Here is a 23,512-nt window from a genome sequence, read left to right on the forward strand (position 1 = left end):
AAGGAGACCGGAACCATGCAGCGCATCCACATCGTCGGCGGCGGCCTCGCCGGATTCACGGCAGCCATCACGGCAGCCGAATCCGGCGCCCAGGTCACCATCCACGAGGCCCACCACACCCTCGGCGGACGGGCCAGGACCGCCGAAGGCCCCTACCGCACCAACGAAGGCCCGCACGCCCTCTACCGCCACGGCCCCCACTGGACCTGGCTCCACCGGCGCAACCTCCTCGGCCCCACCGCCACCGTGCCACCCCTCGAAGCCACCCGGCTCCGCTTCCGCCACCGCGGCACCCTGCGCCGCACCCCGCCCCTCGCTGTCCTGCGCCTCAGCCGCCGCGACGCCGCCCACGCACCGGTCGACGCCGACTTCCGTACCTGGGCCACCGCACAGGTCGGCGAGGACGGGGCCCGCGCCGCCGCGCACTACGTCGCCGTGGCCCTCTACCACCACGACCCCGGCAGTCTCTCCGCCGCCTTCGTCCAGGAACGGCTCCGCCGCGCAGGCGCACTGCCGCCCGAGGCCCGCTACCCCGTCGGCGGCTGGGACCGCATCATCGACCGGATGGCGTCCCGCGCCTCGAACCTCAGCGTCCGCATCGAGACCGCCTCCCGCATCGACGCAGCCGCCCTCGACACCCTCGCCCGCACCGGCCCCGTCGTCGTCGCCACCTCCCTCGACGCCGCCCGCACCCTCCTCGGCGACCCCGCACTGACCTGGCCCTCCGGCCGCACCGCCCTCGTCGACCTCGCCCTGCGCACCCGCCGCGGCGACGCGTTCGCCGTCTCCGACCTCGACGCACCCGGCTGGATCGAACGCTTCACCGCCCAGGACCGCAGCCTCGCCCCGGCCGGCGAACAACTCATCCAAGGACAGTTCCCCGTCGCCCCCGACGAGAGCCGCGCCACCGGCACCGCTCGCGCCGAGGACCTCCTCGACCTGGGCTTCCCCGGCTGGCGCGAACGCACCGAATGGCGCCGCGACGCCCTCGCCTCCGGCCGCACCGGCGCGGTCGACCACCCCGGCACCACCTGGCGCGACCGCCCCGCCATCGACCGCGGCAACGGCATCTACCTCGCCGGAGACCAGGTCGCCGCCCCCGGCCTCCTCAGCGAGGTGTCCTTCATCAGCGGCATCGAGGCCGCCTTCCTCGCCCTCGGAACCACCGCACCCGGCACACCGCTTGACCTCAAGCGCACCTGAGGTCGGAGGGTGGGCCCACCGAGACCCACACCCCGGGGAGCCCACCATGTACGCCGTCCGCCTCCACACCTTCGGCCCCGCCGAGAACCTCACCTACGAGCAGACCGACGACCCCGTCCCCGGCCCCGGCCAGGTCCGCATCGCCGTCCGCGCCGCCGGCGTACACCTCCTCGACACCGCCCTGCGCCAAGGCACGACCGGGCCGCACCCCGTACCGACCCCGCTGCCCACCATCCCCGGCCGCGAGGTCGCCGGCACCGTCGAATCACTCGGCGAAGGCACCGACCCCGACTGGCTCGGCCGGCACGTCGTCGCCCACATCGGCAATGCCCCGGGCGGCTACGCCGAACTCACCGTCACCGAGACCGACAAGCTCCACCCCGTACCCGACGGCCTCGACGCCGCCGAAGCCGTCGCCATGATCGGCACCGGCCGCACCACCCTCGGCATCCTCGGATTCACCCCGCTCGGCCCGGACTCCATCGCCCTCGTCACCGCGGCCGCCGGCGGCATCGGCACCCTGCTCGTGCAGTACGCCAAGAACACCGGAGCCACCGTCATCGGCCTCGCCGGCGGCCCCGCCAAAGTCGCCCTCGCCCACGCCAACGGAGCCGACCTCGCCGTCGACTACACCCTCCCCGACTGGCCCCGCCACGTCCGCACGTACCTCGACACCCTCGGCCGCCGCGCCACCGTCGTGTACGACTCCGTCGGCTCCACCACCGCCCGCGCCGCCGTCGACCTCCTCGGCAAGGGCGGACAGCACATCGTCTACGGCTGGTCCGGCCAGGGCCTCCGCGACGGCCGCCCGCTCACCTTCACCGACGACGAACTCGACGCCCGCGGTATCACCTCACAGAGCGTCCTCGGCCCCACCATGATCCAACGGGGCGGCGGCCTGCGCGCCCTCGAAACCCGCGCCCTCGCCGAAGCCGCCGCAGGACGCCTGCGCCCCGCGATCCAGCGCTACCCACTCGCCGAAGCCGCCACCGCCCACCGGGCCCTGGAGACCCGCGGCACGACCGGCAAGGTCGTCCTCATCCCCTGAACCGCGCGGACATCAGCCCCCGAGCCCCGCCAACGCCCCGTCCGTCAGCCGATACACCGTCCACTCCTCCTGCGGACGCGCACCCAACGACTCGTAGAACGCGATGGACGGGGCGTTCCAGTTCAGCACCGACCACTCCAGCCGCTCGTAACCCCGCTCCACACAGATCCGCGCCAACTCCGTCAGCAACGCCTTCCCGTGCCCACCGCCGCGCCGCTCGGGACGCACGTACAGGTCCTCCAGGTAGATACCGTGCACCCCGCGCCACGTCGAGAAGTTCAGGAACCACAGCGCGAAACCGACAACCTCACCGTCCTCGTCCGACTCGGCGATGTGCGCGTACGCGGCAGGCCGCTCACCGAACAGCGCCTCGCGCAACTGCTCCTCGGTGGCGTTCGCCTCGTGCAGCGCCTTCTCGTAATCGGCGAGTTCACGGACCATCGCGTGAATCGCGGGGACATCGGCGGCCGTAGCGGTACGAATCATGAGGGCAGCGTAAACAGCCCCGGCCCGCCCCCTACCCCCGGCCCAGCAACCGCCGCGCAAGCTCCGCATGGACCGGCACCAGCCGCCGCCCGCCCTCCTCCGTGTCCCAGCACGCGTTCTGCAGCACCCGCCCCAGTGTCCACGCCCGCGCCCGCCCCCGATCCAGCCCCAGCACCCCCGTCAGCAGATCGAACCGCCACACCGCCTCCGCCGCATCGAACCGGTCCACCAATGCTGGAAACAGCTCGAACCCCGCGTCCCCCACCAACGGCTTCGGGTCAATGGCCACCCACTGCCCACCCCGCCCCGCCAGCACGTTCCCGAAGTGCAGATCCCAGTGCAGCAGCCGGTCCCCCGGCTCCCCCGCGACCTCCCGCACCGCCGCCGCGCAGTCCGCCACCAGCCGCCGCTCCCCCGCATCCACCAGCTGCCCCGCCACCCCCGGTGCCGCCTCCACCATCCGCGCCGCCGCCTCCCCCAACCCCCGCAGCCCCGCCCCCTCCGCCACCCGCACCGCCGTCAGCCCCGCCAGCAACCCCGCGACGACCCGCACCGCCTCCCGCGCGTCCGCCACCCCCGACAACGCACGCCCCCCGTCCAACCGCTCCAGCAGCATCGCCCCCGACCCCGCGTCGTACTCCAGCAGCTCCACCGCACCCGCCGACGCCTCACCCCACAACCGCAGCGCGACCGGCTCCCCCACCGTCTCCTCGTCCACCGGCTGCAACTTCAACGCCGCCCGACGCCCGTCCGCCACCCGCACCACCGGAAGAACCAGCGCACACACCCCGTACATGGCCCCGCCATCCGGCCGCAGCCCCCACCGCTCCAGAAGACCCTCGGCCATCCCCGGCAGCGCGGCGATGAACGCCCGCCCCGCCTCACCGTTGTACGTGGACTGTGTGGCGATCAGCGCATCCGGAATGTCAATCACGCCGCCGATCCTAGGAGCGTGCGTCAATCGGCTATGACCCCGAGCCACCCCGCCCCGCCCACACGGCCCCGCCCCTCACCCGCCACGTGGCTCCGCAGCGCCGGCTCATGGATCCGCAGCGCCCCCGGCACGTACATCTGGCTGACGGCCCTCTTCGTCACCACCGTCATCATCCACCAGATGTCACCGGACCTCGAGGAGGACTTCCTCCGCCAGCGGTCCACCAACATCCACGAACTCTCCCAGAACCCCGTCCGCGTCCTCATCAGCAGCGCCTTCTGGATCGACGGCGGCCAATGGCTCCCCTACGCCGTCCTCTACACCGTCTTCCACGCCCCCGCCGAACGCCGCCTCGGCACCCTGCGCTGGCTCACCGTCGCCGCCACCGCCCACGTCCTCGCCACCCTCGTCAGCGAAGGCGTCCTCGCCTGGGCCATCCGGCACGGCCACGCCCCCGAAACCGCCGCCAACACGCTCGACGTCGGCGTCAGTTACGCACTCGCCGGCGTCGTCGCCGTCCTCACCTACTGCGTCGCACGCCCCTGGCGGTACGTCTACCTCTTCGCCGTCCTCGTCATCTACGGCGTCCCCCTCGTCACCGGCGCCACCTTCACCGACGTCGGCCACTTCACCGCCGCCCTCATCGGCCTCGCCTGCTACCCGCTCACCCGCTCCCGCCCCAAGACGAAACGCATCCCCGCCCAGTAACGTCCCGCCACAACAACCACAACCACAGCCACACAGTCACCCGGACAGCAGGGGCAACATGAGCACCGTCAGCACCGTCAACGGCGGCATATCCTTCTGGTACACGGACCGGGGCACCCCGACCCCCCGCGAACCCCTGCCCGGCGACAGCACCGCCGACGTCTGCATCGTCGGCGGCGGCTACACCGGACTCTGGACGGCGTACTACCTCAAGAAGGCCGTCCCCTTCCTCAACATCACGGTCCTGGAAGCCAAGTTCTGCGGCTACGGCGCCTCCGGGCGCAACGGCGGCTGGCTCTACAACGGCATCGCCGGCCGCGACCGCTACGCGAAACTCCACGGCCACGACGCCGCCGTCCGCCTCCAGCGGGCGATGAACGACACCGTCGACGAAGTCATCCGCGTCGCGGCCGAGGAGAAGATCGATGCCGACATCCACCGGGGCGGCGTCCTCGAAGTCGCGTACACCCCGGCCCAACTCGCCCGCCTCAAGGACTTCCACACCGTCGAGATCGCCTTCGGCGAAACCGACCGCACCCTGCACGGAGCCCGCGAGACCGCGAGACGCATCCGCGTCAACGGCGCCGTCGGCTCCACCTGGACCCCGCACGGCGCCCGCCTCCACCCCGCCAAACTCGTCACCGGCCTCGCCGACGCCGTGGAGGCACTCGGCGTCACGATCCACGAGTCGACCCCCGTCACCGAGATCAGGCCCAAACACGCGGTCACCCCGTACGGCACGGTCCGCGCCCCCTACATCCTGCGCTGCACCGAAGGCTTCACCGCCAACCTCAAGGGCCAGAAGCGCACCTGGCTCCCGATGAACTCCTCCATGATCGTCACCGAGCCCCTCCCCGCCTCCGTCTGGGACACCATCGGCTGGGACGGCCGCGAAACCCTCGGCGACATGGCCCACGCCTACATGTACGCCCAGCGCACCGCAGACGACCGCATCGCCCTCGGCGGCCGAGGCGTCCCGTACCGCTACGGCTCCGCCACCGACAACGACGGCCGCACCCGGCCCGCCACCATCGAAGCCCTGCGCGAACTCCTGATCCGACTCTTCCCCACCACCGCCGGCACCCCCATCGCCCACGCCTGGTCCGGCGTCCTCGGCGTCCCCCGCGACTGGTGCGCCACCGCCACCCTCGACCGCTCCACCGGCCTCGGCTGGGCCGGCGGCTACGTCGGCTCCGGCGTCGCCACGACCAACCTCGCCGCCCGCACCCTGCGCGACCTCATCCAGCAGGACTCCGGCCAGTCCGGCCCCACCGAACTGACCACCCTCCCCTGGGTCAACCACCGCGTCCGCCGCTGGGAACCCGAACCCCTGCGCTGGCTCGGCGTCCACGGCATGTACGCCGCCTACCGAGCCGCCGACCGCCGGGAACTCACCTCCCCGCGCCCCGGCACGGACCGCATCGCAAAGATCGCGGACCGGTTGTCTGGGCGGGGCTGACCCCCTCAGCCCTGCGGAGCCACAGACGGATACAGCGTGCCGTTACCCAAATGAATTACCAGCGACCCCGAACAAGAAGAACTGGAACTGGAACCGGAACTGCCTCTTCGATAACTCGCCACCCATTCAAGGGACTTGTGTGCGAATTCGCGTTGCAGCGATCGACACGACTGGTTAGGGTCACATCGAAACAAGGGCCGGTTCCACGGGGGAACGAGTCCAAGCTTTCCACGCACGAGGCACGAGGAATTCCAGCACGCCCCGGAATTCCCCTGCCCGTGTGCGTGCGCCGGGAATTTCCCCGTACGGCCCCGATGACCACGGCCCGCGACGGCCCGACCGGCGCGGGCACGACACGGGGACTCAACTTTGAGACGTACTCACACACGCGCCACCGCCCGCATCGCGGCCGTTGCCGCGTTCGCGCTGGCCGTCGGTCTCGGCGGAACGACATCGGCCCAGGCGACCTACTACAGCGGCGGAATGCCCGGCTCCAAGTTCAACGTGAAGGCCGTCGGCATCAACGACACCTGGGTCGGCTTCCTCGACACCGGTCGCAAGAACTGGAACAACGCCGGCGCCGGAGCCTCCATCGGCCGTAAATCCAACGCCAAGGCCACCTTCACGGCCGGCCGTTACAACGAGAGCTGGTACGGCCTCTATTCACCGTCCGGCCTGCGCCCCATCAACCGCGTCTTCAAGATCAAGGTGAACGCGAAGACGCTCGCCCGCGATTCCGGTTCCAAGATGACCCAGTGGTGCCGCAGCACATCCACCCACGAGCTGGGTCACGCGCTGAGTCTCGCCGACAACCCCAAGACCTCGAAGGCTTCGCTCATGAAGCACAGCAGGAACAGGACGACGGTGCAGAAGCCGTTGTCGTACGACATCTCCGAGGTCAAGAGGATCTACTGATGAAGACAATGCGTCACATCGTCGCGAGCAGCTCCCTCCTCGTCCTCGCTCTCGCCGCAGCCGGCTGCGCGAACGGCGAACCCGCCTCGGAAAAGGCGGCCGAGACATCAGACGTCATCGCCTACGAGGCGGACTACCCGGTCTACGACTCACTCGACCAGGTCGTCGAGAAGGCCGACGTCATCGTGAAGGGCACGGTGGTCGACTCCTCCGTCAGGCAACTGGTGCCGGAGACCTCCACCGACACCGACCCTCTCGCCAACCCACAGGCGGGCCTCTCCGAAGAAGAGGCGGCCGACGAGGACCCGGTCGTCATCACCGTCTCCCGGGTCAAGGTCTCCGAGGTCCTGTCCGGCGACGTCAAGCCGGGCGACATAGTCGAAGTGAGCCAACTCGGCGGTGAGCGGGGGAAGGTCACCTACAAGGAGAAGCACACGACCGCCCTGGCGGCCAACGGTACGCAGTACGTGCTGATGCTCGCCGCCCACGGGCCGACCGCCCCGTACGACCTGCTCAACCCCGAGCAGGCCCTCTACACCGCCGGCGGGAGCGGCAAGGTGGAGCCCGTCGGCGATGCCGGATTCAAGAACGCCGGCACGGTCAGGAAACTCAAGGAACGGGCCACCCGTATCAAGTGAACATCGCCACCGCCGGACCCGGAACGCCCCGGGGCCGACCGAGGGGGTGCCGCCCGCCCGGGCGTCACCCCCTCCGCTTTCGCCGTAGCGCGCACCCCCGCGGACGTCAGCCGGTCAGCCGGAGCGCCTCCAGCACCCCCGGGCTCAGCGTCACCGCATTGCCCTCACCGGCCACAGCCCTGCCTCCACTGACGCCGTAGGCACCCTGCGTGGAGTTGACCAGGGTGAACCGCCCGTCGTCCTGTCGCTCCAGCAGAAACACATACTCCTTGCCGGGAGTAAGAGCGGCACTCTCCGGCCCCCCCGCGTCCGGCGGCGTGTACGAGACGGTGACCTGTGGACCCGGCGCGGTGCCCTTGGCCGTCGCCAGCACCTTGGCAGGGGCCTGAACCGAAGTGACGTCGTCGACGGTCCGCTCCGCGCCCTTGCCGAGCTCCGCCCGCACGATGAGATCGGCCGCACCCTCCAGCTCCTGGGCCGACTCGTAGACCGGCTCGTCGGCCACCAGCCCGCCGTCCGTATCGCCCGTGGTGGCGTTCACCGCAAACACCGCCACCGCCGCGACGACCGCGGCCGCCCCGCACGCAGCGACGGCGATCAGGCCCACGCGCCGGCGCCGGGGCGGGGGAACGACCGCGGAGACAGACCCGGCCTTGTCGTACAACATGCTCAACTCCCTTGTGGCACGCGGGGAAAGACTGGGCAGGACGGTGTTCGACGACAAGGGGTCGGCGCGTCGGATCAGTGACTCCGCCTGCTTCGCGGAGATCCCGGCCTTCTTGGACTGCGTACGCTTCATGCCGACTCCCCGGACGTGTAGTGCTCACGGAACGCCTTGCGCGCTCGGTGCAGCCGGACCCAGACGGCCGAGGTGCCGCATCCGAGCACCGCACCGGCCTCCGCCGCGGTGAGGCCGTCCCAGTAACTGAGCAGCAGCACCTCCCGATGCGGTCCCGGCAGGCGATCGAGCGTGTCCAGCACGGTCGAATCCTCCGGTGACGTGGCGGCCCGGCCCGCTTCCTCGCCGATGCGCCGGTGCAGCTCGCTCAGCCTGGTGGTGGTCCGGTAGTGGTTGCCGAGCACGTTCCTCGCGGTGACGAACAACCATCCGGGGGTCGTCTCCCCGCCGCCGAGCTCGTGCTCCCAGGCGATGCGGAACACCTCTGCGGCAATCTCCTCGGCCTCACCCCCGTTGCCCGTCCTGCGGTGCGCGAAGGCGTGCACCCGCGGGTACTCCCGTGTGTACAACGCGGTGAACCGGGTGCTTCGCCCCGGCTCGCTCACGGTCTGGTTGCTCTCCACATCCCCTATATGTCATGTGCGGGGCAGATCCTTACAAGGCGGCGGAAGTATTTTCCCGTGGCCGCCCCGCAGCCGCTCCGGGAGAGGGTTACGGCACAAAAAATCCCAGGCCGGCAGGGGCGCCGACCTGGGAATTGAGCCCCCTATCGGATTCGAACCGATGACCTACGCATTACAAGTGCGTTGCTCTGGCCAGCTGAGCTAAGGAGGCAGCGCGCACGCCGAAACCACGCGCGCGAGCCCTCACTGTACACAGCACCCCACCCGCCCATCCACGGTGTTTCGCCCCTGCCACACCCTCCCGGGCGTCGGCGGGAGCGGTGCCGAGCCGCAGCATCCGGACAGGGCGCTGCGCCGGCCTCCGGGGAGCGGACCTGTTGCCCACCCCACCCGGCCGGGAGATTCCTCCCCAGAGAACTACTGACAGATCCGAAATCGCCAGGTAGCGTCGCTGAAGGTTCACTCAGGTGGACCAGACCACTCCCTTTACAACGGATCGTCCGGCACGTTCCTGCCGGTTGAGGAGAAGATTCAGCATGGCCAGTGTCACGTTCGACAAGGCGTCCCGCGTCTACCCCGGCTCCACGAAGCCGGCCGTCGACCAGCTCGAGATCGACATCGCGGACGGTGAGTTCCTCGTCCTCGTCGGTCCTTCCGGTTGTGGCAAGTCGACCTCCCTGCGCATGCTCGCGGGTCTCGAGGACGTCAACGGCGGCGCCATCCGCATCGGTGACCGCGACGTCACGCACCTGCCGCCGAAGGACCGGGACATCGCCATGGTGTTCCAGAACTACGCGCTCTACCCGCACATGTCCGTCGCGGACAACATGGGCTTCGCGCTGAAGATCGCCGGTATCAACAAGACCGAGATCCGAGCGAAGGTCGAAGAGGCCGCCAAGATGCTGGACCTCACCGACTACCTGGACCGCAAGCCCAAGGCGCTCTCCGGTGGTCAGCGTCAGCGTGTGGCGATGGGCCGCGCGATCGTGCGTGAGCCGCAGGTCTTCCTCATGGACGAGCCGCTGTCGAACCTCGACGCCAAGCTCCGTGTCTCCACCCGTACGCAGATCGCCTCGCTCCAGCGCCGTCTGGGCATCACGACCGTGTACGTCACGCACGACCAGGTCGAGGCCCTGACCATGGGTGACCGTGTCGCGGTCCTCAAGGACGGTCTCCTCCAGCAGGTCGACTCGCCGCGCAACATGTACGACCGCCCGTCGAACCTCTTCGTGGCCGGCTTCATCGGCTCCCCGGCCATGAACCTGATCGAGGTCCCGATCACCGACGGTGGTGTGAAGTTCGGCAACAGCGTCGTCCCGGTCTCCCGCGAGGCGCTCACCGCCGCCGCGGACCGCGGTGACCGCACCGTCACGGTCGGCATCCGTCCCGAGCACTTCGACATCGTCGAGCACGGCGGCGCCGCCGCGAAGTCCCTCACCAAGGACTCCGCCGACGCCCCGGCCGGTCTGGCCGTCTCGGTCAACGTCGTCGAGGAGCTCGGCGCCGACGGCTTCGTCTACGGCGCTGCCGAGGTCGGCGGCGAGCACAAGGACCTGGTCGTCCGTGTCGGCGGCCGCGCCGTCCCGGAGAAGGGCACCAAGCTCCACGTCGTGCCGCGCCCGGACGAGCTGCACGTCTTCGCGACGTCGACGGGTGAGCGTCTCACCGGCTGATCCCGCACACGCCGTACGACGGCCCCGCACGTTCTCCGTGCGGGGCCGTCGCGCGTCCGGGGGTTTGGGGCACCGGGGGCAAATTCCCCGGCACAACGGTCATTTCACTCCGAGCCGTCAACACGGGATTCGAAAAGGGCACTCGAACCATCCCTCGCGAGGGTGACGTAATGTCGCCAAATCATCACCGCCCGCTACGCTCGCTGCGTGACCCACACCGCGCGCCGTATCGGCCGAACTCTCGCTTTCGTACTGCCTGTCGTCATGGTCCTGTCCGGGACCCTCGCGGTCACCGCCGTGCCGTGGGCAGCTCACAACTCCGAGTCGACGATGCTCACCGCGTCGGCCCAGACCGTCTCCAAGCGCGCCAAGGCGCGTACGCCGCAGGACATTCTGCGCGACAAGCTTCTCCTGGAGCTCCAGGAGAAGGACCCCGGTGTCGCGTTGACGGATCTCCAACGTGCCGTGGAGGGGCGTCCGTCGCTCGCGCGGCACTGCATGTCGATCGCCAAGGCGCTGGGCAAGGCCGCGGTCGCGCAGTACGGTCCGACGCGTGCGCACCGCTTCTCGCGTCCGGTCTGTGACACGTCGTTCGCCTCGGGTGTCGCGCAGTTCAGCTGACCGTTCCCGGCCGGGCACGGCATATCGTGCCTGGCATGCATACGTTTCCGACGCAGGCCGTGATCCTGGCGGGTGGCCAGGGGTCGCGGCTGCGCCCGTACACCGATGACCGCCCCAAGCCGATGGTCGAGATCCCGGGGACCGGGACGCCGATCATCGGCCATCAGCTTGCCTGGCTGGCGGCTGAGGGCGTGACCGATGCCGTGGTGTCGTGCGGGCATCTCGCCGAGGTGCTGCAGGAGTGGCTGGACGCGGCGGTGCTGCCGTTGCGGGTGACGACGGTGGTGGAGTCCGAGCCGTTGGGCCGTGGTGGCGGGCTGAAGTACGCGGCGGCCCGGCTGCCCGATCCGGAGCAGCCCTGGTACGCGACCAACGGTGATATCTGGACCCGTTTCTCGTTGCGTGAGATGGCCGCGTTCCATGCGGAGCGTGATGCGACCGCGACGCTGGCGCTGGCTCGTCCGCGCATTCCGTGGGGTGCGGTGGAGACGGATGCGTTCGGGCACATCACGGACTTCATCGAGTCCCCGCCGTCGCCGTATCTGATCAACGCGGGTGTGTACGTGTTCTCTCCCGCGTTCACGGGGATGCTGCCGGACCGGGGTGACCATGAGCGGACGACGTTCCCGAGGCTGGCGCGCGAGCGCAGGCTGGCCGGGTATCCGTTGCCGCACGGGGCGTACTGGCGGGCCATCGACACGGCGAAGGATCTGACGGAGGCGGCGAAGGAGCTGGACGGGCAGTAACGCACGGTCCGCTCACGGCGAAGGGGCGGACACCGGAATCGTTTCCGGTGTCCGCCCCTTCGCCGTGCCGGCCGTGCCGGTGAGGGTCAGCCGAGGAGGCCACCGATGGGGTTGCGGCCACCGCCGCCGCCACCTCCGGTGGAGCCGCCCGTGGAGCCGGTGCCGGGGTCCGTGCCGCCGGTGGTGGAGCCGCCGCTGGGGCCGGAGGAGCTGGGGCCGGAGCTGCTGGAGGGGGGCTGCTGGGGGGTGGTCTGCTGCGGAGTGCTCTGTCCGGTGCCCTGGGTCTGGCTGGGCTGTCCGGCGCCGGCTGCCTGGCCGGACTCGCGGACGCTGTCCGTGGTGGGGGTGGAGGCGTTGGCGGAGGGGGTGCGGGGTGCGGTGGTGCGGGAGGGGGTGGGGTCCTGGCCGGCGGGGGTGTGGGAGGCCTTGCCGCGGTGGGACTTCTCGGGGAGCGGGCTGCCGGGGAGCTGGTTGGTGGGGACGCCGTTCGGGCCGGGGACGGTGACGACCTCGGTGGAGCGGACGGCGCCGCCGAGCATGGAGCCGATGAGGAGGGTGAGGCCGACGACGACGGTGGCGACGACGGCGCCGCGGCGCAGGACGCGGCGGCGGAGTTCCCAGATCTCGGAGCGGGGGCCGAGCTTGCGCCAGGCCTCGCCGGCGAGGCGTCCGTCGACGGAGTAGACGGGGGCGCCCGCGATGATCAGGGGGCTCCAGGCGGCGAGGTAGATGATGTCGGGCGCGTCGTAGACGGCGACGGTGCGCCAGCTGACGGTGACGAGGAGGGCGGCGGACAGGAGGGCGCCGATGGAGGCGGCGACGCGTTGCCAGAGGCCGAGGACGGTGAGGACGCCGACGACGACCTGGAGGAAGGCGATGGTGAGGCCGGCGCCGACGGGGTGGGAGAGGGCGAAGTCGCGCAGCGGTTCGGCGAGTGCCCAGGGGTGGAGCGAGGTCAGCCACTTGACCATGGAGCCGCGGTCGCCGCCGTCGAAGTAGACGGGGTCGCAGAGTTTGCCCATGCCGGCGTAGATGGAGATGAAGCCGAGGAAGACGCGCATGGGCAGGAGGACGACGCCGAGGTTCATGCGGCGGCCCGGGTAGTACGCGTGCCGGACGTTGTCGCTGCTGGTGCGCCGGTCGCGGCTGTCGGTGATGTCGTCGCCGTCGTAGGCGTCCTGGTCGTAGCCGTCCCTGCCGTACGGGCCGGGCTCGACGGGGTCGTAGGCGCCGACGGCCTGGCGCATGGGGGGCAGCAGCGGGCCACCGGGGCGGCGTGGCTGGTGCGGTGCGGTGATGACGGGGTTGGGCTGGGTCTCTTCGAGGCGCGACACGACCTGGGTGCCGGAGCCGCCGTGTCCGCTGTCGAACTCGTAGGAGGCGTACGGCTCGTAGGGGTCGTACACGGTGTCGGGCCGGCCCGCGGTGGAGTTCCGTACGGCCTGGAGGAGTCCGCCGGCGCCGGGGTCGCCGGGGGCGGACTTGCCGCTCCACACGACGGGGGCACGTCGGCCGCGTCCGGCTCCGGTGCCGCTCATGGCGGGGATCCTGGGTGCGCCGGCAGCCACTCCCCGCAGCCGTGCGCGCTGGCCGGGGGCGAGCTGCACCCGGAAGCTGGCGTGGTTGACGATGACCTGCGCGGGGTCGCAGTCCACCTTGGTCATGCTCAGGGCGGGTTGTTCGTCGAACCGAGGCGTTCTGGTGTCCACACTCATCTAACCGAGTGATGTGTGTTTAGGACACTGCCTTGACGGTGTCGAAGTGTCCGAGGCCCGTCAACAGGTGGTGGCGGGGTGCGCCGGGGCGTGCGTGCGTCGTGATGCGCCCCCGGCGGGCCCCGTGGTTCCCGGTCGGCCGCCGCCCGTGCGGGTGGTCCTGCGGGCCCTCCGCGGGGCCGCAGGACCGTCCGTGGATCAGGCGCGGCGGCGCGCGACCTCGTACATCACGATGCCGGCGGCGACGCCGGCGTTGAGCGACTCGGCGCCGCCCGGCATGGAGATGCGGACGCGGTAGTCGCAGGTCTCGCCGACGAGGCGGCCGAGGCCCTTGCCCTCGCTGCCGATGACGATGACGACGGGGCCGCCGAGGGCTTCGAGGTCCTCGACGGTGTGCTCGCCGTCGGCGGCGAGGCCGACGATCGCGATGCCTTCCTTCTTGTACGCCTCGAGCGCGCGGGTCAGGTTGGTGACCCGGGAGACGGGCGTGCGGGCGGCGGTGCCGGCGGAGGACTTCCACGCCCCGGCGGTCATACCGGCGGCGCGGCGCTCGGGCACGACCACGCCGTGGCCGCCGAACGCGGAGACGGAGCGGACGATCGCGCCGAGGTTGCGCGGGTCGGTGACGCCGTCGAGGGCGACGATGAGGGGGTCCTGGCCGTTGTCGTACGCGGCGGCGGTGAGGTCCTGCGGGTCCGCGTACTCGTAGGGCGGGACCTGGAGGACGAGGCCCTGGTGGTTGAGGCCGTTCGTCATGCGGTCGAGCTCGGGGCGCGGGGCTTCCATCAGGTTGATGTTGCCGCGTGCGCCGGCGAGCTGGAGGGCTTCGCGGACGCGCTCGTCGTTGTCGATGTACTGCTGGACGTACAGCGTGGTGGCGGGCACGCCGTCGCGCAGGGCCTCGAAGACGGGGTTGCGGCCGACGACCATTTCGGAGGTGCCCTTGACGCCGCCGCGCCGGGGGGCGGGGCGGCGGCTGGCGGCCTGCTTGGCCTTGGCGGTGGCCATGCGGTTCTTCTTGTGCTTCTTGCGGTCCTCGGCGGGCGGCGTCGGTCCCCGGCCTTCGAGGCCACGGCGACGCTGGCCACCGCTGCCGACCTGCATGCCCTTCTTGTTGGACGTGCGGCGGTTCTTGCGCTGGCTGTTCCCGGCCATGACCTACCTGTTTCGTTGCTTCAGACGTGCGTACGTATAAGTGAAAGTGTGCCGCCCGGCGGGCCGGGCGGCACTTGGGAGGACTACTGGCGCGGGCCGAGTGTCCACCGTGGTCCGGTGGGGCTGTCCTCGATGACGAGCCCGGACTGGTTGAGCTGGTCGCGGATGGCGTCGGCCGCGGTCCAGTCCTTGCGCTCGCGTGCGGACTGGCGCTGGTCGAGGACGAGCCGTACGAGCGTGTCGACGACGCCGTGGAGGTCGTCGCCCCGGTCGCTCTCCCCGGCCCAGTGGTCGTCGAGCGGGTCGAGACCCAGTACCCCGAGCATGGCACGGACCTCGGCGAGGCGGGCCACCGCGGCTTCCTTGTCGTCGGCGGCGAGGGCGGAGTTCCCCTGGCGCACCGTGGTGTGGATGATCGCGAGGGCCTGCGGGACGCCCAGGTCGTCGTCCATCGCCTCGGCGAAGGCGGGCGGCACCTCGGTGGCGGGGGCGACGGTCTCGCCGGCCTTCTCGGTGACGCGCTGGACGAAGCCCTCGATGCGCGCGAAGGCGGACTCCGCCTCGCGCAGGGCTTCCTCGCTGTACTCGATCATCGACCGGTAGTGCGGGGTGCCGAGGTAGTAGCGCAGCACGATGGGGCGCCAGGCCTTGACCATGTCGCTGACGAGGACGGAGTTGCCGAGCGACTTCGACATCTTCTCGCCGGCCATGGTGACCCAGCCGTTGTGCACCCAGTACTTCGCGAAGTCGTCGCCGTAGGCCTTGGCCTGGGCGATCTCGTTCTCGTGGTGGGGGAAGATCAGGTCGATGCCGCCGCCGTGGATGTCGAAAGCGGTGCCGAGGTACTTGTGCGCCATGGCGGAGCATTCGAGGTGCCAGCCGGGGCGGCCGCGGCCCCAGGGGGTCTCCCAGCTGGGCTCGCCGGGCTTGGACGCCTTCCACATGGCGAAGTCGCGCTTGTCGCGCTTGCCGGTCTCGTTGTCGCCGGAGGGCTGGCGCAGGTCGTCCAGGTCCTGGTTGGAGAGCTCCAGGTAGCCGGGGAACGAGCGGACGTCGAAGTAGACGTTCCCGTCGGCCGCGTAGGCGTGTCCGCGCTCGATGAGGCCGCGCATCATCTCGATCATCTCGGTGATGTGACCGGTGGCGCGGGGCTCGTACGTGGGCGGCAGGCAGCCGAGCGCGTCGTAGCCGTCGTTGAACGCGCGCTCGTTCTCGTAGCCGATGGCCCACCAGGGGCGGCCCTGTTCGGCCGACTTCTTGATGATCTTGTCGTCGATGTCGGTGACGTTCCGGACGAACGTCACGCCGTAGCCGCGGTAGGCGAACCAGCGGCGCATGATGTCGAAGTTCAGTCCGGACCTGATGTGCCCGATGTGCGGGGCGGCCTGGACAGTAGCGCCACAGAGGTAGATCGAGACGCAGCCCGCTGTGAGCGGGACGAAGTCACGGATCTGCCGGGCGCTGGTGTCGTACAGGCGAATAGTCACGACTCAAGGGTAGTGGGCGCGCACCAGTGCCCCGCGACCCCTTGGGGGATTGCGTGGAGAGTTGTTATGGCTCCGGCCGGCCCGGAGCCGTAACGGGTGATCGTCCGGGGCGGCTCAGATGCGTCCGACGACCTTACGGGGGGTGATCCGGACGACGACGCGGGGGTCGTCGTCCCCGGAGGTGGGGTTGAAGTCGGCGTACTTCTTGCCGGTGTACTTCAGGGACAGCTCGTCGATGAGTTCCTGGCCGCCTTCGGTGGTGAGGGTGGCGGTGCCGCGGATCTCGGCGTAGGTGTACGGGGCGTCGAAGGGCTGGACGACGACGGAGACGCGGGGGTCGCGGGCGAGGTTCTGTTCCTTGCGGCGGCCGGTGGTGGTGGAGATGAGGACGTCGTCGCCGTCCCGTTTCACCCAGACCGGGGACACCTGGGGGCTGCCGTCGGGCTGGATGGTGGCGACGGTCACGAAGACCGGGGTGTCGAGCAGCGCCTTGAGTTCTTCGGAGAGTGCGGCGGTCATGGCGTACGTCCTCCTGAGCGGGTCGGTGATGCTTCTACGCCTATCCCAACCCGGCCTCCTCCTCCCCGCTTCCCGTCCGCGCCCTCCGGAAGGGTGAGTGCGAGGACGGCGCCGGTGAGGGGAATGGCGGCGAGGGCGGCCCAGCGCAGGGGTGCGGGGGCGTCGAGGAGGGCGCCGGTGGCGGCGCTGCCGCCGAGTACGGCGAGGCCGGAGACGGAGGAGAGCGCTCCGGTGGCGAGGCCCAGGTGCCGGTCGTCGACGAGGTCGGGTACGAGTCCGCGGGCGGCGGGCACGAGGAGCATCTGGCCGAGGGTGAGGAGGACGACGAGGGCGGCGCAGGGCAGCAGTCCGGCGGGCCCGGCCGGTGTCAGGGGTACGGCGGCGAATCCGGCGGCGACGGTGGCGAGCCCGGTGACGAGGGCGGTGCGCGGGGCGAGCCGGTGTGCGGACCAGCGGGTCAGGGGCAGCTGGGCGCAGACGACGAGCAGGGAGGAGAGCGCGAAGAGCCAGCCGAGGGCTGCCTGCGAGCCGGTGGCGCGCTGCACCTCGGCGGGGAGGGAGAGGTAGAGCTGGTTGTACGCGACGAGGTAGCTGCTGTACGTGAGGCAGAGCAGCAGGAACGGTCGGTTGCCGAAGACCTCGCGCACGGCTCCCCGCGACTGGCCCGTACGGGTCACGGGCGCCCGGTGCGGCATCAGCCGGGCGTGTCCGGCGAGGACCGCGACGAAGACGAGGACGCCGGCGAGGCAGGTGCCACGGAAGCCGCCGTCGAGGAGGAGCAGCAGGGAGCCGAGGAGGGGGCCGAGGAAGGCGCCGGCCTGTCCGGCTGCGGAGAACCGGGCGAGTACGTGGGCGCGTGGGGTGCCGGTGTGCTGTTCGTGCCGGACGGCTTCGCGGGCGGTTTCGGATTCGACGGCGGGCGAGAAGAGGGCGGCGGCGAATCCGGTGAGCAGGACGGCGCCGATGACGGTGGCGGTGGAGTCGGCGAAGGCGAGCCAGCCGAAGCCGGCTATGCGCAGGAGACAGCCGGTGAGGACGACGGGGCGGGGGCCGTAGCGGTCGGTGAGGGCGCCGCCGATGACGAAGAGGCCTTGCTGGCTAAGAGGGACCGGCGATTGGGGGGCGGAAGAAGGAGCGGGGCTGGGTGCGTGCAGCTGCAAGGCGGAGGATTGAGGCAACGCGGAGCGTTGTTGATTGACGACAACGCAGCAGATGTGCGTGCCCAGCCCCGCGACGCCGCCCCCCAATCGCCGGTCCCTCTGAGGTGCGCAGGCCCAGGACGAGGCCGACGAGCCAGCCGGTCATGCCGAGGCCGGTGCCGAGGTGGGTGGCGAGGTAGGGCAGGACGGCGTAGAAGCCGGTGTTGAAGGCGAACTGGGTGGTGGTGAGGAGGCGGAGGTAGGGGGTGGCGGTGCTCATCCGGTGCGCTTCCGGGCTCCGGCGCCTCGTACGGCCGCTGCCGTGAGGGCGGCGAGGGCGCCGAGGACGGCGAGGGCGGCTGCGGGGGCGAGGACGGACCAGGGGGCGCGTTCGGCGTAGGGGAGGTTTTCGGAGAGCATGCGCCCCCATTCGGGTGAGGGGGGTTCGGTGCCGAGGCCGAGGAAGCCGAGGGAGGCGAGGGCCAGGGCGATGGCGGGGATGCGCAGGGCGGCGTGGCGAAGGACGGGGGGCAGGACGCCGGGCAGGAGGTGGCGGCGCAGCAGGTGGAGCCGTCCGGCGCCGAGTGCGCGGGCGGCGGCGAGGTGGGGGGCGGCGCGTTCCTGGCTGTACAGGGCGGCGGTGTGGGCGGCGAGGGGCGCCCAGGCGACGGCGGTGACGGCGGCTGCGGCGCTCCAGGGGCCGGGTCCCGCGATACCGGCGACGACGAGGCCGGTGAGGATCGCGGGCAGCGCGTTGGCGGTCTCGGTGAGGGCTCCGGCGCGTACGGCTCCGAGGGCGAGGCCGAGCAGCAGGGTGGCGGCGGAGACGGCAAGGGCGGTGAGGACGGTGCGGGCGGCTCCGTGTCCGAGGCGGGCGAGGATGTCGCGGCCGAGGGAGTCCGTGCCGAGGGGGTGGGCGGTGGAGGGGCCGGCGAGGCGGGCGGCGGCGTCGATGTGGAGCGGGTCGCGCAGGAGGCCGGCGAGGGTGACGGCGGCGAAGAGTGCGGCGAGGAGGAGTGCGCCGGTGATCAGGGACCGGCGTGCGCGGGCGGCGGGCGGGACGAGGGCGGGCAGGGCGCCGTCGTCGAGGGCGGGGCCGAGCAGGGCGCGGGAGGCGAGGCGGGCGGTGAGTCCGGCGGCGGTGCCGAGGAGCAGCAGGAGCAGGACGCAGGCCTGGAGGACGGGGAGGTCCTGGGCGAGGGCGGCGGCCAGGGCGGTGCCGCCGAGTCCGGGGATGGCGTAGAGGGTTTCTACGGCGACAGCTCCGCCGGTGAGCCCGACGACGACCATGCCGAGCTGGGGCAGCAGGCCGGGCAGGGTGCGGCGCAGGGCGTGGCGTGCGGTGCGGTGTCCGGGGAGGCCGGAGGCGGTGGCGGCGCGGGCCCAGGGTTCGGCGAACGCGGCGGGCAGTGCGTCGTCCAGGAGCCGGCCGAGGAGGGCGCCGGCGGGGATGCCCATGGCGAGGGCGGGCAGCACGGTCTGTTCGGGGGTGCCCCAGCCGAGTGCGGGGAGCCAGTCGAGCCGGACGGCGACGACCGCGGCGAGCACGGCGGCGATGAGGAATTCGGGGAGGGCGGCGAGGACGGCGGCGCCGGTGCCGGCTCCGGCGGTGACGTTCCGGTGGCGTGCTCCGCGGCGCAGGGTGCGGGCAGCGAGGGCCGCGGCGACCAGGAGGGCGACGGCGAGGGAGGCGCCCATGAGGGTGAGGGAGACGCCGAGGGCGGATATCGCGTCGGGGGTGACGGGCTGTCCGGAGACCCAGGAGGTGCCGAGGTCGCCGCGCAGGAGTCCGGCCAACCAGTCGCCGAGGAGGTGGAGGGGGGAGCCGTCGAGGCCGGTCTCGGCGCGGATGGCTTCGAGTGTCTCGGTGGTCGGCGGCCGGTCGGCGTAGCGGGCGTGCAGGATCGTGAGGGCGGGATCGGTGCGGGTCAGGCGGGGCAGCAGTCCGATGACGGCGACGACCGCGAGGAGTGCGGTGAGGCGGCCGGCCAGGTGCTTCACCGGGTCATCCGAGGCGGGTGTCTGCGGTGATGAGGGTGCGTTCCAAGGGGTCGAGGGAGACGCCCTGGACGCGGCTGTCGTCGTAGCCCTGGACGAAGCGTTCGTGAAGGAGCGGTACGAGGGCGTCGGTGCCGAGGACGTCGGCCTCGGCGCGCGCGGCGGCGGTGTGGCGGGCGTCGGTCCCGGCGGTCGCGGCGGCCTTGTTCACGTCGGCGTCGACGCGCTCGTCGCAGAGCTGGGAGATGTTGAAGCTGCCGTCGCAGGTGAAGTCGGAGGCGAGGTAGGAGACCGGGTCGGCGGTGTCCAGGAGGGTGTTGCGGGCCTGGATGAAGGCGTCGTACTTCCCGGCGAGTGCGTCGGCCTCCAGCTGGGCGTAGTCGCGGACGACCTGCTTGACGGTGAAGCCGCGGGCGGTGAGCTGCTGCTGGACGACGGTGGCGACTTCGGGGAGCTCGGGCCGGTTGGTGTACGTGGCGAGGACGATCTCCTTCGTCTTCGCGACCTGTGCCTTGTCCGCCGCCTTCGCCCGGTCGACGGGGGTGGTGCGGGCGTCGGCGGCCCAGGTGACGCCGGGGCCGAGGAGGCCCTGTGCGGCGTCGGCGCGGCCTTCGTAGACGGCCTTGACGAGGGCCTTGGAGTCGATGGCCTCGCGGGCCGCGGCGCGCATCGCGGGGTCGGCGAAGACGCCGTGCTCGGTGTTGAGGGAGAGACCGTTGGTGCGGGCGGAGGGGAACTCGTGGACGAGCCCGTCGCCGAGGAGGGATGTCTGGGAGATCGGTACGTACTCGGCGACGTCGACGGCCTCGGTGCGCAGGGCGTTGGCGCGGGCGGTGCCGTCGGCGACGAAGGTGACGTCGACGCCGGGGGCCTTGGCCACGGCGCCCCAGTAGGTGTCGTTGCGTTCCAGGGTGGCGCTGACGGCGCCCTTGACGGCGGCGAGCGTGAAGGGGCCGGTGGCGTGTCCGGCCGGGTCGGCCTTGGCGCCGGCGTAGGCGGCGGCGGACAGGATCGTGAGGGAGGGGTTGGCGAGGCGCTGGGGCAGCAGCGGGTCGGCCTCGTCGGTGACGATCCGTACGGTGTCGGCGCCCCGTGCCGTGGCGGTGAGGCCGGTGTCGGACAGGACGCGGGGCTTGGGCGACGCCTTGTCGGCTGCCGTCAGCGAGCGGACTACGGCGGCCGGGTCGACCTTGGTGCCGTCCTGGAAGGTGGCCTTGCGGAGGGTGAAGGTCCATTCCTTCGCGCTGTCGCGCTTCCAGGAGGCGGCGAGTGCGGGCTCGGCCGTTCCGTCGCGGCCGAGGGTGGTGAGGCCCTCGATGACCGCGAGGCGGCTGAGGGTGACGGCGTCGTCGCCGTAGGGGGACATCGCCTGGGCGGGCGGGAAGGCCATAACGACCCGGAGGCGTTTCCCGCCGTCCGCCGCGCCGTCGGAGGTGCCGCCGGAGCAGGCGGTGGCGAGCGGGACGAGGAGGGCGGTCGCGGACAGGGTCAGCGGCAGCACGGAGCGACGGCGTCGGGGCGTGGGCATGGCAACGACCTTATATGAAAACGATTGTCATTCAGAAGAGGGGGTGGCGCCTTCACGGTCCGCGAACCCCGGCAGCGGCAGCTCGAAGTGGACGATGCCCTGACCGCCGTCGGGCAGCGCGCGCTCGTCGCACACCTCCCGCGCCAGCGACCGCCAGAACGGTTCGGCGCCCGGCACGGCCGGGTCGGTGTGCAGATAGACCGCCTCGTAGCCGCCGGTCCGTGCGACGAAGTCGAGGAGCTCGCCCACCATCCGGCGCGCGAGCCCGTGCCTGCGGTGCTCGGGCGCGACGTAGATCCGGCAGAGCTGGGCGGTGGTGCCGGGCGGGAAGCGGTCCGCGACCCACTGCGGATTGGGCGGCGCCTGCGGCCCCCGGTCCCGCACCGCGCCCGTCGCGACGATCTCGCCGTCGCGCTCGGCCACCAGCAGCGTGCAGCGCGCGGGGCGCAGATAGGCAGCCTCGGGGTCGATGATGTCGGCGTGCCAGCGCGGTACGTAGCCGGAGCGCAGGTCGCGGTAGACGGTGTCGAGCATGACGGCCCGGGCCCCGCCGATGTCCGCCGGACCGGCGGTGCGCAGGACGTACCCGTCGAGGTCGGCCCGTACCGGAGCGATCGTCGTCGTGCTCATCCCGGAGCTTCACCGTCCCTTGCCGCGTCACATCATTGCCGTATCAGCGTACGTGCAACTGATGTGCAACAAGGTCGCGGGCCCCGGGCCGCCCGACCGGGGCCCGTCGGCGCCGGGACTGCGGACTTCGCGCGGCTCAGCCGGTGCGGTAGACCAGGGCCGTCGCGATACCGGCGATGCCCTCGCCACGCCCGGTGAAGCCGAGCCCGTCGGAGGTGGCGGCGGAGAGGGAGACCGGTGCGCCGACGGCGGCGGAGAGGACCTTCTGCGCCTCGTCGCGCCGCTTGCCGATCTTCGGCCGTACGCCGACGACCTGGACGGCCACGTTGCCGATCTCGAAGCCCTCGGACCGGACGATCCTGGCCGCCTCGGTCAGCAGCGTGACGCCCGCGGCGCCGGACCACTCGGGGCGCCCGGTGCCGAAGTGCTGCCCGAGGTCGCCGAGGCCGGCGGCCGAGAAGAGCGCGTTGCACGCGGCGTGCGCGACCACGTCGGCGTCGGAGTGGCCGGCGAGACCGGAGCCCTCGCCCTCCCACAGGAGGCCCGCACACCACAGCTCACGGCCCTCCTCGAAGGCGTGGATGTCGGTGCCGATCCCGACGAGCGGGATCACGGGCGCGGGGCGCGCCGCTGCGCCCCCTGCGATCTCGGATACCTCAGAAGCCATCGTTCGCCCTCCTGCGTGCGAGAACCGCCTCGGCCAGGACCAGGTCCAGCGGCCGGGTCACCTTGAATGCCTCTTCGTGCCCGGGTACGACCACGACGGGCGCCCCGAGCTGCTCGACCATGCCCGCGTCGTCGGTCGCGCCCTCACCGTTGAGAGCGACCTCCTCGTGGGCGCGTACGAGAGTGGCGCGGTCGAAGCCCTGCGGGGTCTGCACCGCGCGCAGCCGGGCCCGTACCGGAGTGGAGAGCACCGGTTCGGGCTCCCCCGGCGCACCGGGCTCGACCTCCTTGACGGTGTCGGCGAGCGGCAGCGCGGGAACGACGGCGGGCGCCCCGTCCCGTACTGCCTCGATCACCGCGTCCACCGTGTCGACGGGCACGAGCGGGCGGGCCGCGTCGTGGACGAGGACGGCACGGACATCGGCGGGCAGCACGTCGAGCCCGAGCTTCACCGACTCCTGACGGGTCCCGCCGCCGGGCACGACGAGGAAATCGGTGCGCTCGGGCAGGGCGTGCTCGTCGAGCAGGTTCCTCACCTCGGGCGCTCCGTCCGGCGGTGCGACGACCACGACCAGGGACACATGGCGGGAAGCCGCCATGGCCCGTACGGCGTGGATGAGCATGGGCGTCCCGCCCAGCGCGCGGAGCGCCTTGGGGGCGCCCGGGCCGAGCCGTACGCCGCGGCCGGCCGCGGGAATCACGGCGGCGGTGCGGTAGGGACGCGATTGATCAGACATCGGTTGCACTCCGAAGCATCGGCATGTTTGTCTCCACGGCCGACGTGGGTATGGCCACAAGCGAGCCGGGCGCTGCGCCATGACTCGACCGGGACCCTTTCCGTGACCCCGGGCGAGACGGGTACCGCCCCGGCCGCTCGGGATCGGCCTCACACGTCGACTTCACAAGATCGCGAGCAAAGTACCGGGGGATCGTCGCTGAGGC

General features: G+C 71.6%; 23 protein-coding genes, 1 tRNA gene and 1 pseudogene. 9 read left to right on the top strand and 16 right to left on the bottom strand.

Translation table 11 applies throughout. The annotated features are described in order from the left end of the window. The first annotated feature begins 15 nt into the window (after positions 1 to 15). Positions 16 to 1,203, top strand: coding sequence for an NAD(P)-binding protein (locus ACIBJG_RS22830; protein WP_399309896.1), 1,188 nt, complete (start codon positions 16 to 18; stop codon positions 1,201 to 1,203). 46 nt (positions 1,204 to 1,249) lie between these two features. Further along, positions 1,250 to 2,251 carry a zinc-binding dehydrogenase gene (locus ACIBJG_RS22835; RefSeq protein WP_399309898.1) on the top strand — a complete coding sequence of 334 codons (1,002 nt, stop codon included), beginning with the start codon at positions 1,250 to 1,252 and terminating at the stop codon, positions 2,249 to 2,251. A 12-nt stretch (positions 2,252 to 2,263) separates the two neighbouring features. Here the strand turns inward: ACIBJG_RS22835 and ACIBJG_RS22840 are convergent, their stop codons facing one another. Both ACIBJG_RS22840 and ACIBJG_RS22845 read right to left on the bottom strand, forming a co-directional pair. Then, a complete protein-coding gene (locus tag ACIBJG_RS22840; RefSeq protein ID WP_399309899.1) occupies positions 2,264 to 2,737 on the bottom strand; it encodes a GNAT family N-acetyltransferase in 474 nt (157 codons plus the stop codon). Positions 2,738 to 2,768: 31 nt separating this feature from the next. Further along, a complete protein-coding gene (locus tag ACIBJG_RS22845) occupies positions 2,769 to 3,671 on the bottom strand; it encodes an aminoglycoside phosphotransferase family protein (RefSeq protein ID WP_399309901.1) in 903 nt (300 codons plus the stop codon). Positions 3,672 to 3,704: 33 nt separating this feature from the next. Between ACIBJG_RS22845 and ACIBJG_RS22850 the strand changes: the two genes are divergently transcribed. The 4 genes from ACIBJG_RS22850 (at position 3,705) to ACIBJG_RS22865 (ending at position 7,391) form a co-directional block, all read left to right on the top strand. Then, positions 3,705 to 4,379, top strand: a complete 675-nt coding sequence (locus tag ACIBJG_RS22850; protein ID WP_399310174.1) for a rhomboid-like protein — start codon at positions 3,705 to 3,707, stop codon at positions 4,377 to 4,379. Between the two features lie 58 nt (positions 4,380 to 4,437). After that, positions 4,438 to 5,838, top strand: a complete 1,401-nt coding sequence (locus ACIBJG_RS22855) for an NAD(P)/FAD-dependent oxidoreductase (RefSeq protein ID WP_399309903.1) — start codon at positions 4,438 to 4,440, stop codon at positions 5,836 to 5,838. A 369-nt stretch (positions 5,839 to 6,207) separates the two neighbouring features. Further along, complete coding sequence (locus tag ACIBJG_RS22860; protein WP_399309904.1) at positions 6,208 to 6,753, top strand: hypothetical protein; 546 nt, start codon at positions 6,208 to 6,210, stop codon at positions 6,751 to 6,753. After that, positions 6,753 to 7,391: a hypothetical protein gene (locus ACIBJG_RS22865; protein WP_399309906.1), complete on the top strand. Its 639-nt coding sequence runs from the start codon at positions 6,753 to 6,755 to the stop codon at positions 7,389 to 7,391. The genes ACIBJG_RS22860 and ACIBJG_RS22865 overlap by 1 nt, the downstream gene beginning before the upstream one ends. Before the next feature lie 106 nt (positions 7,392 to 7,497). Here ACIBJG_RS22865 and ACIBJG_RS22870 read toward each other — a convergent pair whose 3' ends face one another. The 3 genes from ACIBJG_RS22870 to ACIBJG_RS22880 all read right to left on the bottom strand — a co-directional run bounded on the left by ACIBJG_RS22870 (position 7,498) and on the right by ACIBJG_RS22880 (position 8,904). Continuing rightward, positions 7,498 to 8,190 (bottom strand): hypothetical protein, encoded by a 693-nt coding sequence (locus ACIBJG_RS22870; RefSeq protein ID WP_399309907.1) that lies wholly within the window; start codon positions 8,188 to 8,190, stop codon positions 7,498 to 7,500. Further along, entirely contained in the window at positions 8,187 to 8,693 is a 507-nt protein-coding gene (locus ACIBJG_RS22875) for an RNA polymerase sigma factor (protein ID WP_399309909.1), read from the bottom strand. The genes ACIBJG_RS22870 and ACIBJG_RS22875 overlap by 4 nt, the downstream gene beginning before the upstream one ends. Before the next feature lie 137 nt (positions 8,694 to 8,830). Beyond that, positions 8,831 to 8,904 (bottom strand) — tRNA-Thr (locus ACIBJG_RS22880). Between the two features lie 325 nt (positions 8,905 to 9,229). On the opposite strand from ACIBJG_RS22880, the gene ACIBJG_RS22885 reads away from it, so the two are divergent. The 3 genes from ACIBJG_RS22885 (at position 9,230) to ACIBJG_RS22895 (ending at position 11,733) form a co-directional block, all read left to right on the top strand. Next, positions 9,230 to 10,366: an ABC transporter ATP-binding protein gene (locus tag ACIBJG_RS22885; protein WP_399309911.1), complete on the top strand. Its 1,137-nt coding sequence runs from the start codon at positions 9,230 to 9,232 to the stop codon at positions 10,364 to 10,366. Positions 10,367 to 10,573: 207 nt separating this feature from the next. Then, entirely contained in the window at positions 10,574 to 10,987 is a 414-nt protein-coding gene (locus ACIBJG_RS22890) for a hypothetical protein (RefSeq protein WP_385283581.1), read from the top strand. Between the two features lie 35 nt (positions 10,988 to 11,022). Beyond that, positions 11,023 to 11,733 carry a nucleotidyltransferase family protein gene (locus ACIBJG_RS22895; RefSeq protein WP_148019394.1) on the top strand — a complete coding sequence of 237 codons (711 nt, stop codon included), beginning with the start codon at positions 11,023 to 11,025 and terminating at the stop codon, positions 11,731 to 11,733. Between the two features lie 86 nt (positions 11,734 to 11,819). Here the strand turns inward: ACIBJG_RS22895 and ACIBJG_RS22900 are convergent, their stop codons facing one another. From ACIBJG_RS22900 to ispD, 11 genes and pseudogenes are all read right to left on the bottom strand, one after another. Further along, positions 11,820 to 13,448, bottom strand: coding sequence for a DoxX family membrane protein (locus ACIBJG_RS22900; protein ID WP_399309914.1), 1,629 nt, complete (start codon positions 13,446 to 13,448; stop codon positions 11,820 to 11,822). 198 nt (positions 13,449 to 13,646) lie between these two features. Further along, positions 13,647 to 14,603, bottom strand: coding sequence for a 23S rRNA (guanosine(2251)-2'-O)-methyltransferase RlmB (rlmB, locus tag ACIBJG_RS22905; protein ID WP_399309916.1), 957 nt, complete (start codon positions 14,601 to 14,603; stop codon positions 13,647 to 13,649). 83 nt (positions 14,604 to 14,686) lie between these two features. After that, positions 14,687 to 16,090 (bottom strand): cysteine--tRNA ligase, encoded by a 1,404-nt coding sequence (gene cysS / locus ACIBJG_RS22910; RefSeq protein WP_399309917.1) that lies wholly within the window; start codon positions 16,088 to 16,090, stop codon positions 14,687 to 14,689. Positions 16,091 to 16,204: 114 nt separating this feature from the next. After that, on the bottom strand, positions 16,205 to 16,609 hold the full coding sequence (locus ACIBJG_RS22915; RefSeq protein ID WP_399309919.1) for a PPOX class F420-dependent oxidoreductase: 405 nt from the start codon (positions 16,607 to 16,609) through the stop codon (positions 16,205 to 16,207). Further along, the gene (locus tag ACIBJG_RS22920; protein ID WP_399309921.1) at positions 16,606 to 17,769 is read right to left on the bottom strand and encodes an MFS transporter; all 1,164 of its coding nucleotides are present in this window, start codon (positions 17,767 to 17,769) and stop codon (positions 16,606 to 16,608) included. The genes ACIBJG_RS22915 and ACIBJG_RS22920 overlap by 4 nt, the downstream gene beginning before the upstream one ends. A 103-nt stretch (positions 17,770 to 17,872) precedes the next feature. Then, positions 17,873 to 18,028: pseudogene (locus ACIBJG_RS22925) on the bottom strand (MFS transporter); the annotation flags it as partial. Further along, positions 18,025 to 19,749, bottom strand: a complete 1,725-nt coding sequence (locus tag ACIBJG_RS22930; RefSeq protein WP_399309923.1) for an ABC transporter permease subunit — start codon at positions 19,747 to 19,749, stop codon at positions 18,025 to 18,027. The gene ACIBJG_RS22930 and the pseudogene ACIBJG_RS22925, both read right to left, overlap by 4 nt. Positions 19,750 to 19,753: 4 nt before the next feature. Continuing rightward, entirely contained in the window at positions 19,754 to 21,274 is a 1,521-nt protein-coding gene (locus ACIBJG_RS22935) for an ABC transporter substrate-binding protein (protein ID WP_399309925.1), read from the bottom strand. Between the two features lie 27 nt (positions 21,275 to 21,301). Next, positions 21,302 to 21,904 carry a GNAT family N-acetyltransferase gene (locus tag ACIBJG_RS22940; protein ID WP_399309926.1) on the bottom strand — a complete coding sequence of 201 codons (603 nt, stop codon included), beginning with the start codon at positions 21,902 to 21,904 and terminating at the stop codon, positions 21,302 to 21,304. Positions 21,905 to 22,040: 136 nt separating this feature from the next. Next, positions 22,041 to 22,571, bottom strand: coding sequence for a 2-C-methyl-D-erythritol 2,4-cyclodiphosphate synthase (gene ispF / locus ACIBJG_RS22945; RefSeq protein ID WP_399309928.1), 531 nt, complete (start codon positions 22,569 to 22,571; stop codon positions 22,041 to 22,043). Continuing rightward, positions 22,561 to 23,307, bottom strand: a complete 747-nt coding sequence (gene ispD / locus ACIBJG_RS22950) for a 2-C-methyl-D-erythritol 4-phosphate cytidylyltransferase (RefSeq protein WP_399309930.1) — start codon at positions 23,305 to 23,307, stop codon at positions 22,561 to 22,563. Before ispD ends, ispF begins: the two co-directional genes overlap by 11 nt. Between the last annotated feature and the right edge of the window lie 205 nt (positions 23,308 to 23,512).

The sequence above is a fragment of the Streptomyces sp. NPDC050422 genome, assembly GCF_044458665.1.
Taxonomy (GTDB): domain Bacteria; phylum Actinomycetota; class Actinomycetes; order Streptomycetales; family Streptomycetaceae; genus Streptomyces.

What these genes read in the sequence shown, in the direction of transcription:
- ACIBJG_RS22900 (WP_399309914.1), bottom strand. Translation starts at nt 13,448, where the DNA reads ATGAGTGTGGACACCAGAACGCCTCGGTTCGACGAACAACCCGCCCTG.
- ACIBJG_RS22830 (WP_399309896.1), top strand. Translation starts at nt 16, where the DNA reads ATGCAGCGCATCCACATCGTCGGCGGCGGCCTCGCCGGATTCACGGCA.
- ACIBJG_RS22895 (WP_148019394.1), top strand. Translation starts at nt 11,023, where the DNA reads ATGCATACGTTTCCGACGCAGGCCGTGATCCTGGCGGGTGGCCAGGGG.
- ACIBJG_RS22935 (WP_399309925.1), bottom strand. Translation starts at nt 21,274, where the DNA reads ATGCCCACGCCCCGACGCCGTCGCTCCGTGCTGCCGCTGACCCTGTCC.
- ACIBJG_RS22885 (WP_399309911.1), top strand. Translation starts at nt 9,230, where the DNA reads ATGGCCAGTGTCACGTTCGACAAGGCGTCCCGCGTCTACCCCGGCTCC.
- ACIBJG_RS22940 (WP_399309926.1), bottom strand. Translation starts at nt 21,904, where the DNA reads ATGAGCACGACGACGATCGCTCCGGTACGGGCCGACCTCGACGGGTAC.
- ACIBJG_RS22870 (WP_399309907.1), bottom strand. Translation starts at nt 8,190, where the DNA reads ATGAAGCGTACGCAGTCCAAGAAGGCCGGGATCTCCGCGAAGCAGGCG.
- ACIBJG_RS22855 (WP_399309903.1), top strand. Translation starts at nt 4,438, where the DNA reads ATGAGCACCGTCAGCACCGTCAACGGCGGCATATCCTTCTGGTACACG.
- ACIBJG_RS22840 (WP_399309899.1), bottom strand. Translation starts at nt 2,737, where the DNA reads ATGATTCGTACCGCTACGGCCGCCGATGTCCCCGCGATTCACGCGATG.
- ACIBJG_RS22915 (WP_399309919.1), bottom strand. Translation starts at nt 16,609, where the DNA reads ATGACCGCCGCACTCTCCGAAGAACTCAAGGCGCTGCTCGACACCCCG.
- ispF (WP_399309928.1), bottom strand. Translation starts at nt 22,571, where the DNA reads ATGGCTTCTGAGGTATCCGAGATCGCAGGGGGCGCAGCGGCGCGCCCC.
- rlmB (WP_399309916.1), bottom strand. Translation starts at nt 14,603, where the DNA reads ATGGCCGGGAACAGCCAGCGCAAGAACCGCCGCACGTCCAACAAGAAG.
- ACIBJG_RS22835 (WP_399309898.1), top strand. Translation starts at nt 1,250, where the DNA reads ATGTACGCCGTCCGCCTCCACACCTTCGGCCCCGCCGAGAACCTCACC.
- ACIBJG_RS22850 (WP_399310174.1), top strand. Translation starts at nt 3,705, where the DNA reads ATGACCCCGAGCCACCCCGCCCCGCCCACACGGCCCCGCCCCTCACCC.
- ispD (WP_399309930.1), bottom strand. Translation starts at nt 23,307, where the DNA reads ATGTCTGATCAATCGCGTCCCTACCGCACCGCCGCCGTGATTCCCGCG.
- ACIBJG_RS22865 (WP_399309906.1), top strand. Translation starts at nt 6,753, where the DNA reads ATGAAGACAATGCGTCACATCGTCGCGAGCAGCTCCCTCCTCGTCCTC.